Annotated in this window: 12 protein-coding genes; 11 read left to right on the forward strand and 1 reads right to left on the reverse strand. The window is 68.2% G+C overall.

Annotated elements, in window-relative coordinates; translation table 11 throughout:
• Nucleotide 1: 1 nt before the first annotated feature.
• Nucleotides 2–925, reverse strand: coding sequence for a PhzF family phenazine biosynthesis isomerase (locus ACT9AS_RS13425; protein WP_445100663.1), 924 nt, complete (start codon nucleotides 923–925; stop codon nucleotides 2–4).
• Between the two features lie 171 nt (nucleotides 926–1,096).
• Between ACT9AS_RS13425 and ACT9AS_RS13430 the strand changes: the two genes are divergently transcribed.
• The 11 genes from ACT9AS_RS13430 to tolQ all read left to right on the forward strand — a co-directional run bounded on the left by ACT9AS_RS13430 (nucleotide 1,097) and on the right by tolQ (nucleotide 11,941).
• Nucleotides 1,097–1,426 carry an FmdB family zinc ribbon protein gene (locus ACT9AS_RS13430; RefSeq protein ID WP_445100664.1) on the forward strand — a complete coding sequence of 110 codons (330 nt, stop codon included), beginning with the start codon at nucleotides 1,097–1,099 and terminating at the stop codon, nucleotides 1,424–1,426.
• Between the two features lie 617 nt (nucleotides 1,427–2,043).
• Nucleotides 2,044–3,831: an aspartate--tRNA ligase gene (aspS, locus tag ACT9AS_RS13435; RefSeq protein WP_445100665.1), complete on the forward strand. Its 1,788-nt coding sequence runs from the start codon at nucleotides 2,044–2,046 to the stop codon at nucleotides 3,829–3,831.
• Nucleotides 3,832–4,356, forward strand: a complete 525-nt coding sequence (locus tag ACT9AS_RS13440) for a GNAT family N-acetyltransferase (protein WP_445100666.1) — start codon at nucleotides 3,832–3,834, stop codon at nucleotides 4,354–4,356.
• A 59-nt stretch (nucleotides 4,357–4,415) separates the two neighbouring features.
• Nucleotides 4,416–4,997 (forward strand): esterase/lipase family protein, encoded by a 582-nt coding sequence (locus ACT9AS_RS13445; RefSeq protein ID WP_445100775.1) that lies wholly within the window; start codon nucleotides 4,416–4,418, stop codon nucleotides 4,995–4,997.
• Nucleotides 4,998–5,060: 63 nt separating this feature from the next.
• Complete coding sequence (locus ACT9AS_RS13450; RefSeq protein ID WP_445100667.1) at nucleotides 5,061–5,789, forward strand: YebC/PmpR family DNA-binding transcriptional regulator; 729 nt, start codon at nucleotides 5,061–5,063, stop codon at nucleotides 5,787–5,789.
• Nucleotides 5,790–5,806: 17 nt separating this feature from the next.
• Nucleotides 5,807–6,334 (forward strand): crossover junction endodeoxyribonuclease RuvC, encoded by a 528-nt coding sequence (ruvC, locus tag ACT9AS_RS13455; RefSeq protein WP_445100668.1) that lies wholly within the window; start codon nucleotides 5,807–5,809, stop codon nucleotides 6,332–6,334.
• A complete protein-coding gene (ruvA, locus tag ACT9AS_RS13460) occupies nucleotides 6,331–6,921 on the forward strand; it encodes a Holliday junction branch migration protein RuvA (RefSeq protein ID WP_445100669.1) in 591 nt (196 codons plus the stop codon). Before ruvC ends, ruvA begins: the two co-directional genes overlap by 4 nt.
• A 39-nt stretch (nucleotides 6,922–6,960) precedes the next feature.
• A complete protein-coding gene (locus ACT9AS_RS13465) occupies nucleotides 6,961–8,886 on the forward strand; it encodes a KUP/HAK/KT family potassium transporter (protein WP_445100670.1) in 1,926 nt (641 codons plus the stop codon).
• 772 nt (nucleotides 8,887–9,658) lie between these two features.
• On the forward strand, nucleotides 9,659–10,699 hold the full coding sequence (gene ruvB / locus ACT9AS_RS13470; protein ID WP_445100671.1) for a Holliday junction branch migration DNA helicase RuvB: 1,041 nt from the start codon (nucleotides 9,659–9,661) through the stop codon (nucleotides 10,697–10,699).
• A complete protein-coding gene (gene ybgC, locus ACT9AS_RS13475) occupies nucleotides 10,680–11,159 on the forward strand; it encodes a tol-pal system-associated acyl-CoA thioesterase (RefSeq protein WP_445100672.1) in 480 nt (159 codons plus the stop codon). The genes ruvB and ybgC overlap by 20 nt, the downstream gene beginning before the upstream one ends.
• Entirely contained in the window at nucleotides 11,156–11,941 is a 786-nt protein-coding gene (gene tolQ / locus ACT9AS_RS13480) for a protein TolQ (protein WP_445100673.1), read from the forward strand. The genes ybgC and tolQ overlap by 4 nt, the downstream gene beginning before the upstream one ends.
• The last annotated feature ends 58 nt before the right edge of the window (nucleotides 11,942–11,999 follow it).

An 11,999-nucleotide genomic window follows, 5' to 3' on the forward strand; every position in this document is an offset into this window, starting at 1 on the left:
GTCAGGCCCGGTGCGGCTCCAGCGGCGTGACGTGGGAGCCGAGCACGGCATGGCCCACGATCGCCACGTCGACCGGCTCGCCCCGTTCCACCCGGACTTCGACATCGATGAAACCGCCACGCCCGGCGGCGGTCTGCTGGCGCGCGCGGAAGCGGGCCCGTCCGTCCGCCGGCACGGGCAGCAGCCCGTACCGGACCAGGTAGGCGCCCAGCGGGCCGTTGGCATTGCCGGTCACCGGGTCCTCGTCGACCCCGATCGCGGGCGCGAACATGCGGCCGTGGCAGAACGCGTCGTCATCCTCCTCGGTTTCCAGGGTGAAGACGAAGTAGCCGTTGCTGCCGACCGCGGGGCTCAGTTCGGCGAGCCGTGCCAGGTCGGGCCGCAGCGCGGTCAGGCGCGCGCGTTTTTCCAGGCCGATCAGAAGCTTGCCGTGGCCGGTGCCGACGAACTGCAGCGGGCAGCGGAAGTCGAGGTCGGTAGCGACCACCCCGAGCGCGGCCATCACGTCCTGCACGAGGGCCGGCTGCAGCGGGGGATGGAACACCGGCGGGTTCTGCTCGATCCGGACCACGTGGTCGTCGCCGCGCCGGATCACCTCGACCACCTGCACCCCGGCACCGGTCAGCTGGCGTCGTCGTCCGACCGGCCCGCCTTCCATCGCGAGCGCGAAGTGCGCGCCGACGGTGGCATGGCCGCAGACGGGGACCTCGGTGGTCGGTGTGAAGAAGCGCAGTTGCAACTCATGGTCGTCACCCCGGGCGGGCAGTACGAAGGCGGTCTCCGAGAACCCGAGCTCGTGCGCGATCGCCTGCATGCGCGCGTCGTCCAGCCCTATGGCATTGGTGACGACCCCAGCCGGGTTGCCCCGGCCCGGTTCGGTGGTGAAGGCATCGATCCGGTAAACGTGCAAATCGTCCAACGTCATCGGCTCCGCAACGGACAATCAAACTTAACATGCTGAAAACAATGGGAAACGCGGTGTCCGAGCGGAGGTTTCCGCGCGTGCCGATCGCCGGCGGCATGTGTGCGGTGCTTGAAACCCGGCCGGCGGGCCCCACACTCCGCGAACCTGTTGTCGCCTGCGTGAATCCCGAAAATGCCGATCTATGCCTTTGAATGCGCCGCCTGCGGCCACAGTTTCGACCGCCTGCAGAAGCTGTCCGATGCCGATCCGGTCGAGTGCCCGGAATGCGGTGAAGCGCAAATCCGCCGGCAGTTGACCGCACCGCAGTTCCGCCTTGCCGGCGGCGGCTGGTACGAGACGGATTTCAAGAAGGATGGCGACAAGAAGCGCAACCTGGCGGGTGATGGCGGGGCGGAGAAGTCGGGTGGAGGTGGTGGCAAAGCCGACAAGGCTGATGCTGGCAAGAGCGCTGCGAAGGCTGATGTGAAGCCTGCCAAGAGTGAGCCGAAGCCGGCTGCCTGAAGGGTGCTTTACGTGAGGGTGTCGCGGGGCCGCGGGCGGAGGGGGTAGTGCTACTCCCCTCGGTCAGGGCGTCCTGCCCTGACTCGGGGCCGCCGGCCATCCATGGCCGGCTTTCCGCACTACCCCCTCCACCCACGTCCCCTCCCATTTCTGCCGCTTCGATGTGACGGAAGCCAAAGCAGTAGCGACCTGCTGGGACAGGTCTGGCTGCTTGGTGGTTGTGCGCGAATGCTGGGGTGCGAGCACCCGGGGAGGCAGGCATGCAGACGCCGAAGCGGCGTCCGGTGGGGGTGCTGCGTACAGCAGGCCATGGATGGCCTGCGGCGGTGAGTCAGGGCAGGAAGCCCTGACCGAACCGGGGAGCAGCACCCCCATCGGGCGTCGCCCACCCCGAAGCCCGTACGCCCCCCGGCTCGCACCCAGAAGTCACAAGTTCACCACCCGAAGCCCCAACCCCTGTAGCCCACGAGTTCGCCGTTCGAATCAGTGAGCCCCGGACCCAATCCGCGAGTTCGTTGAGCCAGGGTTCGTCGAACCGGAAAGTCCCCCCATCCGAAGCCCGCTAAACTAATGGGCTTTCCGGCGCCCGCCGCCGACCGTTCGCCCCCGGAGCCCCCATGCGTACCCATTTCTGCGGCCTCATCGACGAGGCGCTGATCGGCCAGACCGTCACCCTGTGCGGCTGGGCCGACGTCGCCCGCGACCTCGGCGGCCTGTGCTTCATCGACCTGCGCGACCACGAAGGCATCGTCCAGATCGTCGCCGAACCGTCCGATGCCGAGGGCAATGCCGCCGTCCTCGCCACCGCTGCCCAGGTCGGCTACGAGGACTGCCTGCGCATTACCGGCGTGGTGCGCAAGCGCGAGTCGGTCAACAACAGGATCAAGACGGGCCAGGTCGAAGTGGTCGCCAGCGCCATCGAGGTGCTCAACAAGGCCGAGCCGCTGCCGTTCCATGCCCACGAGAACCCGGGCGAGGACATCCGCCTCAAGTATCGCTACCTCGACCTGCGCACCCCGGAGATGCAGCGCCGGATGCGCATCCGCACGCAGCTGGTCGCGGCGTTGCGGCGCTGGCTCGATGCGCGCGGTTTCCAGGACATCGAGACGCCGATCCTGACCAAGGCCACGCCCGAGGGCGCGCGCGACTTCCTGGTGCCGGCGCGGATGCATCCCGGCGAGTTCTATGCGCTGCCGCAGAGCCCGCAGCTGTTCAAGCAGATCCTGATGATGGCGGGCTTCGACCGCTACTACCAGATCGCCCGCTGCTTCCGCGACGAGGCACTGCGTGCCGATCGCCAGCTTGAATTCACCCAGCTCGACATGGAGTTCGCGTGGGTCGAGGAGCGTGACGTGCAGGACGCCACTGAAACCATGATCCGCGAGGTGTTCCGCGAGGTGATGGAAGTAGAGCTCGGCGAGTTCCCGCGCATGACCTATGCCGAAGCCATGCGCCGCTACGGCTCCGACAAGCCCGACCTGCGCATCGCGATGGAGTTCACCGACATCGCCGGGCTGGTCAAGGGCTGCGAGTTCAAAGTCTTCACCGACTGGGCCAACGCCGAGGACGGCCGCGTCATCGCGCTGCGTGCCCCGGGCGCCGCCGTGCTGTCGCGCAAGCAGATTGACGAGCTTGGCGCGCACGCGGCCAAGTACGGCGCCAAGGGCGTGGCGTGGATGAAGGTCGAGGACCCGGCGAAGGGCCGCGAGGGCATCAGCTCGCCGATCGCCAAGTTCCTCGATGACGCCACGCTGGCGGCGATCCTCGAGGCGACCGGCGCGCAGGGCGGCGATGCGATCTTCTTCGGCGCGGCGACGTACAAGCTCGCGTCCGATTTCATGGGCGCGCTGCGGCTCAGGCTCGGCAAGGACCTCGGTCTGGTGCAGGAGGGCTGGAAGCCGCTGTGGATCACCGACTTCCCGATGTTCGAATGGGACGACGAGGCCAACCGCTACGTCGCCCTGCACCACCCGTTCACCGCGCCGGCGGTCGACGACGTCGCCGACCTCAAGGCCAATGCGAAGACCGCGGTGTCGCGCGGCTACGACATGGTCCTCAACGGCAACGAGATCGGCGGTGGCTCGATCCGTATCCACCGCTCGTCGATGCAGTCGGCGGTGTTCGAGCTGCTCGGCATCGGCGCCGGGGAACAGCAGGCCAAGTTCGGCTTCCTGCTCGACGCGCTCAAGTACGGCGCGCCGCCACATGGCGGCATCGCGTTCGGCATCGACCGCATCGCCGCGCTGATGGCCGGCACCGAGTCGATCCGCGACGTCATCGCGTTCCCCAAGACCACCGGCGCGCAGTGCCTGATGACCGATGCGCCGTCGCCGATCGCCGATGCGCAGCTGGCCGAGGTCCACATCGCGGTGCGGCCGAAGCCGGTCAAGGCTTCTGCCGAGTAGATGGCGGGCGAGCCGGTCATCCGCCGCGCCACTCCGGACGATGCCGGGTTGGTGGCGCGGCTGGCCACGCGCACGTTCACCGAGACGTTCGGCCACCTGTATCCGGACGAGGACCTGCAGGCGTTCCTGGCCGCGAGCTACGCGGTCGAGCGCCAGCGGATCATCCTCTCGCACCCGGACTACGCGGTCTGGCTGCTGGAACACGATGGCGAAGCGATCGGCCACGCCGCCGCCGGCCCGTGCGGGCTGCCACATGCGGAGGTCGCGCCGGATGATGGCGAACTCAAGCGCCTGTACGTGCTGAAGGAGTGGCAGAACGGCGGCCACGGCGGGCGCCTGTTCGCTGCCGCGCTGGACTGGCTGCTCCGCGACGGTCCGCGCGCGTTGTGGATCGGTGTTTGGTCGCAGAACCCCGGAGCACAGCGGTTCTATGCGCGCCACGGCTTCGTCCACGTCGGCGACTACGAATTCCCGGTTGGCAGGGTGCGCGACCACGAGTTCATCCTGCGCCGGGAGGCCTGGTGAGCGGTCACGTTGCGCCGGACAACGCCGGCCGCCGCGTCGTCCTGCTGCACGGCCTGTGGATGCCGCGCGCTTCGATGCGATGGCATGCACGGCAGTTGCGCAAGGCCGGTTACACCCCGCACATCTTCAGCTACGCCACGGTCGCCGGCGGTCCGGAGGCGGCGGTGCCGGCATTGCTGGAAACGCTGCGCGAGCCCTGCGACATCCTCGCCCACAGCCTCGGTGGACTGGTCGCGGTGCACGCGCTGCAACAGGAGCCGGACCTGCCGGTTCGCCGGGTGGTCTGCCTGGGCTCGCCGCTGTGCGGCAGCGCCGCCGCCGCCGGCATGGCACGCCTGCCGCTGGGGGCGAGGACGCTCGGCCGCAGTGCCGGATTGCTGCGCGACGGTTGCCCGCCGTGGACCGGGCATGCCGAGTTGGGCATGGTCGCCGGCGACTCGCCGATCGGACTGGGACAGATGTTCGGCCGCTTTGCCGGCCGCAGCGACGGCACCGTGGCGGTCGCCGAGACCCGGATCGACGGGCTGGCCGACCACATCGTGCTGCCGACCAGCCATACCGGCCTGCTGCTTTCGGCCCGCGCCGCCCGCCAGGTGGCGCATTTCCTCGCCGATGGCCGGTTTGTCCATGATGCAGGATAAGGAAGCGGGCCGGGCAAGGGGGTAGAATCCCGCTCCTTCCACCGCAACCGTCCGGAATTTCCCATGGGTCGAGGTCCGTCGATCGAGGGGCGCAAGAACGCCACCGATGCCAAGCGCGGCAAGATTTTCACCAAGATCATCCGCGAAGTCACCGTCGCCGCGCGTGCCGGCGGAGGCGACCCCGGGGGTAATCCACGGCTGCGCACGGCGATCGACAAGGGGCTGTCGGCCAACATGTCCAAGGACGTGATCGAACGCGCGATCAAGAAGGCCACCGGCGAGCTGGAAGGCGTCGAGTACGAGGAAATCCGCTACGAGGGTTACGCGCCCGGCGGCATCGCGGTGATCGTCGACTGCCTGACCGACAACAAGGTCCGCACCGTTGCCGACGTTCGCCACGCGTTCGGCAAGTTCGGCGGCAACATGGGCACGGCCGGCTCGGTCGCCTTCATGTTCAACCGGTTGGGGGTGCTGAGCTACGCCGCCAACGCCGACGAGGAGGCGATCACCGACGCCGCGATCGAGGCTGGCGCCGACGACGTGGTGGTCTATCCGGAAGACGGCGCGATCGACGTGCTGACCTCGCCCGATGCGTTCGATGCGGTCAAGGCGGCGATGATCGACGCCGGGCTGGAGCCGGGCCTGGCCGAGGTGAGCTACCGCGCCGACAACGACGTCGCGGTCGATGGCGACACCGCCCAGCAGGTGGTCAAGCTGCTCGACTGGCTGGAAGACCTCGACGACGTGCAGAACGTCTACTCCAACGCCGACCTCGGGGACGCTCGCGCCTGAGGGCGTAAGCTGGCGACGTGATCCGCATCCTAGGCATCGACCCCGGTTCGCAGCGGACCGGCATCGGCGTGATCGACGTTGGCGCCGACGGCCGTTGCAGCTACGTGCATTGCGAGGCGCTGAAGCTGCTCGACGCCGCCGACTTCCCGTCGCGCCTGGGGCTGCTATGCGACGGGCTGGAACGGGTGCTGGACGACTGGCAGCCGCAGCAGGTCGCGATCGAGACGGTGTTCATGGCCAAGTCGGCGACCTCCGCGCTCAAGCTCGGACACGCCCGCGGCGCCGCGCTGGCGACCGTGGTGCGGCGCAAGCTGGCGATCAGCGAGTACGCGCCGCGGGTGATCAAGCAGTCGCTGGTCGGTGGCGGCGCCGCCGACAAGGCCCAGGTCCAGCACATGGTGCGGTTGCTGTTGAGGCTGCCCGACGCCAGGCTGCAGGCTGACGCCGCCGATGCGCTGGCGGTCGCCCTGACCCATGCCCACATGAGCGCGACCCAGATGCGTACCGGCGTCGCGGTGAACCAGTTACGGAGGCGCGGTACATGATCGGTCGATTGAAGGGCATCGTCGTCCACAAGCAGCCGCCGTGGCTGGTGGTCGACGTCAACGGCGTCGGGTACGAACTCGAAGCGCCGATGAGCACGTTCTACGACCTGCCGGACATCGGCCGCGAGGTCTCGCTGTTCACCCACTACGCGCAGAAGGAGGACAGCGTGTCGCTGTACGGCTTCCTGCGCGAGGTCGAGCGGCGGCTGTTCCGCGACGTGCAGAAGGTCAGCGGCATCGGCGCGAAGATCGCGCTGGCGGTGCTGTCGGGGGTCAGCGTCGACGAGTTCGCGCGGATGGTGCAGTCCAGCGATGTCACCGCGCTGACCCGCATTCCCGGCATCGGCAAGAAGACCGCCGAGCGCATGGTGGTCGAGCTGCGCGATCGTGCGGCCGACTTCAGTGGCGGCGGTGCGGTGCTCAACGCCAACGGTGGCCCCGGCGATCCGCAGACCGAGGCGGTGATCGCCCTGCAGCAACTGGGCTACAAGCCCGCCGAGGCCGCGCGCATGGCGCGCGATGCCACCGCTGCCGGCGACGACGTCGGCACCATCATCCGCAAGGCGCTACAGTCCGCGCTTCGTTGAGCAAGCGGCGGTACGTCCGCCCCCGAGCCAAACGCACCCATGACCGCCAAATCCGATCGTGCCGCGCCGTCCGGCGCCGCTTCGCATTCCAATGATCACGGCGGGCAGGGCCTTGCCGCGCTGGTCGTCGGCGCGATCGGCGTCGTCTTCGGCGACATCGGCACCAGCCCGCTGTACACGCTGAAGGAAGCATTCAGTCCGCACTACGGCCTGGTCGCCAACCACGACACCGTGCTCGGCATCCTGTCGCTGGTGTTCTGGGCGCTGATGGCGGTGGTCACGCTGAAGTACGTGACCATCATCATGCGCGCCGACAACGAGGGCGAGGGCGGCATCATGGCGCTGATGGCGCTGGCCCAGCGCACGTTGCCCAAGGGGTCTCGGTCGGCCTACGGGGTCGGCATCCTGGGCGTGTTCGGCGCGGCGCTGTTCTTCGGCGACGGCGTGATCACCCCGGCGATCTCGGTGCTGTCGGCGCTGGAGGGCCTGGAGGTGGTCGCGCCGCAACTGGACGCCTGGATCGTGCCGATGACGGTGGCGGTGCTGGTGGCCTTGTTCGCGACCCAGCGCTTCGGCACCGAGAAGGTCGGCAAGGTGTTCGGGCCGGTGACCGGGTTGTGGTTCCTGACACTGGCCGCGCTGGGCGTGCTCAACATCCTGCACGAGCCGGAAGTGCTGCACGCGATCAATCCGTGGTGGGCGATGAACTTCTTCGCCACCCATTCCTGGCACGGCATCTTCATCCTCGGCGCGGTGGTATTGGCGGTCACCGGTGGCGAGGCGATCTACACCGACATGGGCCACTTCGGTGCCAAACCCATCCGCTACGCCTGGTACTACTTCGTGTTGCCGGCGCTGATGCTGAACTACCTGGGGCAGGGCGCGCTGGTGCTGGAAGACCCGCTGGCGATCCGCAACCCGTTCTACGTCGGCGTGCCGGAATGGGCACGGATGCCGATGGTGGTGCTGGCGACCGCCGCCACCGTGATCGCCTCGCAGGCGGTCATCACCGGCGCGTTCTCGGTGACGCGGCAGGCGATGCAGCTGGGTTACATCCCGCGCATGACGATCAAGCACACCTCGCGCGACACCATCGGCCAGATCTACATTCCCGGGATCAACTGGTCGATGATGGTGATCGTGATCCTGCTGGTGGTCAGCTTCGGCAGTTCGTCCAACCTCGCTACTGCCTACGGCATCTCGGTATCGGGCACGATGCTGATCGACACCCTTTTGCTGGCACTGGTCGCGCGTGCGCTGTGGCCGCGCTGGCGGTGGTGGGTGTTGCCGCTGTGCGTGCTGTTCGTCATCGGCGACATCGCGTTCGTGATCGCCAATGGCGCCAAGTTGCTGCAGGGCGGATGGTTCCCGCTGGCGCTGGGCATCGTGCTGTTCACCCTGCTGCGGACCTGGCGTCGCGGCCGCGAGTTGCTGCGGGACGAGATCCAGAAGGAAGGCATCAAGATCGACAGCTTCCTGCCGGGGCTGATGCTGGCGCCGCCGGTGCGGGTGCCGGGCACGGCGATCTTCCTGACCGCCGACAAGGGCGTGGTGCCGCACGCGCTGATGCACAACCTCAAGCACAACAAGGTGCTCCACGAGCGCAACGTGTTCCTGACGGTGGACACGCTGGCGGTGCCGTATGCGCCGACGGGCAAGCGGCTCAGCATCGAGGCGATCGGCGACGAGTTCTACCGGGTGGTGATCCGCGCGGGCTTCATGGAAACCCCGGACGTGCCGCTGGCGCTGATGCGTTCATGCGATGCCGGCGGGATCCATTTCGATCCGATGGAGACGACCTATTTCGCCAGCCGCGAGACCGTGGTGGCGATCGCCCACCGCGGCATGCCGGTGTGGCGCGACAAGCTGTTCGCGGTCATGCACCGCAACGCGGCACCGGCGACGGGGTTCTTCCGGATTCCGGGGAATCGGCTGGTGGAGTTGGGGGCGCAGGTCGAGATCTAGCTGGCGGTGGGGCTGCTGCGGCGGCAACAGCAACAGTCGCAATCGCCGCAACAGCAATAGCAACAGCAATAGCAACAGCAACAGCAACAGCGATAGCGATAGCGATAGCGATAGCGATAGGAGCAACGGCAACGGCGAAAGCTTGGGTTGTCGACCTTCGGCAAGAGGCGCCGCCCTGCCGGGGTATTGTCTCCGCCCCTCCGTCGGGCCATCCATGGCCCGAGTCGGGGACGTGCGCCATCCATGGCGCTCTCTCCGCAATACCCCGACAGGACGCCGCTTCGCGGTTTGTGGGTTGTGGCTTTGTTCGGCTGCCACGTCTCGTCGACGTGGCGGAGCGGGCCGGTCGGTGGCGTGGCGTACGCCAACGCGCGACTTCCTTCCGTTGTAGGAGCGACGTAAGTCGCGACGCTCTGAACCCCCGAGGCGGCGAGGCATTCGCGACTGACGTCGCTCCTACGAAAAGCGCATTGCTCTTCCTTCCCCAAAGCGCGGACACCCGGGCAGGAGGTGGACGGTGGGGGGATTGCGTAAAAGCGGGCCATGGATGGCCCGCGGCCCGCCTCAGGGCAGGATGCCCTGATGAAGGGCTGGAGCAATCCCCCCACCGGCCGCCTCCTGCGCCATCTCGTTCCGAAGCTGCATTTGCATTTGCCCCGAACTCCTCACGCAGCAAGTTCGCCCCACCCGCCGAGTTGGCCCCAAGTCAGCACGCCATTTCTGCCAACCCCACCCCTACGCGCCCACCTCGCCCCCATGCGACCATAGCCCGATGAACGACGAGCGCATCATCGCCGCTGGCGCGACCCTGGAAGACGATGCCGTCGAGGCTTCGATCCGGCCGCGGTCGCTGGACGAGTACCTCGGCCAGCAACCGGTCCGCGAGCAGATGAAGATCTTCATCGAGGCCGCCAAGGGCCGCGGCGAGGCGCTCGACCACGTGCTGATCTTCGGCCCGCCCGGTCTCGGCAAGACCACTCTCAGCCACGTCATCGCCAACGAACTCGGTGTCGGCCTGCGCCAGACCTCCGGCCCGGTGATCGAGAAGGCCGGCGACCTCGCCGCGCTGCTGACCAACCTGCAGCCGCACGACGTGCTGTTCATCGACGAGATCCATCGCCTCTCGCCCGTGGTCGAGGAAGTGCTGTACCCGGCGATGGAGGACTACCAGATCGACATCATGATCGGCGAGGGGCCGGCCGCGCGTTCGATCAAGCTCGACCTGCCGCCGTTCACCCTGGTCGGCGCGACCACCCGTGCCGGGCTGCTGACCGCGCCGCTGCGCGACCGCTTCGGCATCGTCCAGCGGCTGGAGTTCTACAGCGCCGAGGAGTTGACGAAGATCGTCCGCCGCTCGGCGCAGATCCTCGACATCGCCTGCGCCGCGGATGGCGCGGCCGAGATCGCCAAGCGCTCGCGCGGCACCCCGCGAATCGCCAACCGGCTGCTGCGACGCGTGCGCGACTACGCCCAGGTCCGCGCCGACGGCGCCATCAGCCGCGACGTCGCCGATGCCGCGATGGCGATGCTCAAGGTCGACCCGGAAGGTTTCGACGAGCTCGACCGCCGCATGCTGCGCACCATCATCGACAACTTCGACGGCGGCCCGGTCGGGGTCGAGTCGCTGGCCGCCGCGCTCAGCGAGGAACGCGGCACGCTCGAGGACGTGATCGAGCCGTACCTGATCCAGCAGGGCTACCTGGTCCGCAGCGCCCGCGGTCGCATGGCGACGCCCAAGGCCTACCGGCATATCGGCCTCAAGCCCAAACCCGGCGCGGCCGGCCTGTTCGAGGATGGCGTCAGTGGAAATTGAGTCCGTGTTCAGCTGGCCGACACGGGTCTACTGGGAGGATACCGACGCCGGTGGCGTGGTCTACCACGCGCAGTACCTGGCGTTCCTCGAACGCGCGCGGACCGAGTGGATGCGCGCGCAGGGGTACGGTCAGGAACTGCTGCGGCTCGAGCACGGTCTGGTGTTTGCCGTAAGGGCGATGCAGATCGATTTCCTCAAGCCCGCCCGGCTCGACGACGCGCTGCAGGTGGGCGCGTCGCTGCACGAATGCCGTCGCGCCAGCGCGGTGTTCGCGCAGGACATCCGCCGCGATGGCGAGTTGCTGCTGACCGCGCAGGTGCGCGTCGCCGCACTCGACGCCGCGGGCTTCCGGCCGCGGGCGATCCCGCAGCCACTGCTCGACCAACTCAAGGCGCTGGAGCAACCGGCGCCGCCCACGACAACCCGCCCGGGACAACGGGCGCCGGAGACCCAGGCATGACCCCATTGCTGAGTGCACTGCAGGCCGCAACCACCGTCGAACCGCTGCCGGAGGACACCGCTGGCGCGGTCGGCAACGCCGTTGCCGCGCTGCCACCGACGGCCACCGGCGACGGCGGCCTCGACCTGCTGCAACTGATGCTGCACGCCAGCCTGCCGGTGCAACTGGTGATGGTGCTGCTGCTGTTCGCGTCGATCGCCTCGTGGGTGATCATCTTCCGCAAGAAGAAGGTGCTCGACCGCGCCGACCGCGAGTCCGAGCAGTTCGAGGAGCGCTTCTGGTCCGGCGCCGACCTGACCAAACTCTATGCCGGCGCCAGCCAGCGCAACCGCGACGTCGGCGGCATGGAGGCGATCTTCGAGGCCGGTTTCCGCGAGTTCTCGCGGGAACGCCGGGTCGCCGACAGCCGCCTGCAACTGGAAGGCGCGCAGCGCGGCATGCGGGTCGCGGTCGCGCGCGAGCTGGACGGGCTGGAGCACAACCTGGAGTTCCTCGCCAACGTTGGCTCGATCAGTCCCTACGTCGGCCTGTTCGGCACCGTCTGGGGCATCATGATTTCGTTCCAGGGCCTGGCCAACGTGCAAGAGGCGACGATCGCCACGGTCGCGCCGGGCATCTCCGAGGCGCTGATCGCGACCGCGATGGGCCTGTTCGCCGCGATCCCGGCGGTGTGGGCGTACAACCGTTTCGCGACCAAGGTCGAGCGCATCGCGGTGCGCTACGACGCGTTCTCCGAGGAGTTCTCCTCGATCCTCGAACGCCAGCACACCCACCAGAACTGACTGTCGCGCCGGCGCGGCCGCCACGCGGCGCCGGCCCGACGCAACCACGGGAAACGCC

Source organism: Lysobacter sp. F60174L2, assembly GCF_052547135.1.

Bases quoted from the DNA above. Each gene is read 5' to 3' on its own strand.
- ruvB (WP_445100671.1), top strand. From the start codon at position 9,659: ATGAACGACGAGCGCATCATCGCCGCTGGCGCGACCCTGGAAGACGAT.
- ACT9AS_RS13465 (WP_445100670.1), top strand. From the start codon at position 6,961: ATGACCGCCAAATCCGATCGTGCCGCGCCGTCCGGCGCCGCTTCGCAT.
- aspS (WP_445100665.1), top strand. From the start codon at position 2,044: ATGCGTACCCATTTCTGCGGCCTCATCGACGAGGCGCTGATCGGCCAG.
- ybgC (WP_445100672.1), top strand. From the start codon at position 10,680: ATGGCGTCAGTGGAAATTGAGTCCGTGTTCAGCTGGCCGACACGGGTC.
- ACT9AS_RS13445 (WP_445100775.1), top strand. From the start codon at position 4,416: ATGCCGCGCGCTTCGATGCGATGGCATGCACGGCAGTTGCGCAAGGCC.
- ruvA (WP_445100669.1), top strand. From the start codon at position 6,331: ATGATCGGTCGATTGAAGGGCATCGTCGTCCACAAGCAGCCGCCGTGG.
- ACT9AS_RS13425 (WP_445100663.1), bottom strand. From the start codon at position 925: ATGACGTTGGACGATTTGCACGTTTACCGGATCGATGCCTTCACCACC.
- tolQ (WP_445100673.1), top strand. From the start codon at position 11,156: ATGACCCCATTGCTGAGTGCACTGCAGGCCGCAACCACCGTCGAACCG.
- ACT9AS_RS13440 (WP_445100666.1), top strand. From the start codon at position 3,832: ATGGCGGGCGAGCCGGTCATCCGCCGCGCCACTCCGGACGATGCCGGG.
- ACT9AS_RS13430 (WP_445100664.1), top strand. From the start codon at position 1,097: ATGCCGATCTATGCCTTTGAATGCGCCGCCTGCGGCCACAGTTTCGAC.
- ACT9AS_RS13450 (WP_445100667.1), top strand. From the start codon at position 5,061: ATGGGTCGAGGTCCGTCGATCGAGGGGCGCAAGAACGCCACCGATGCC.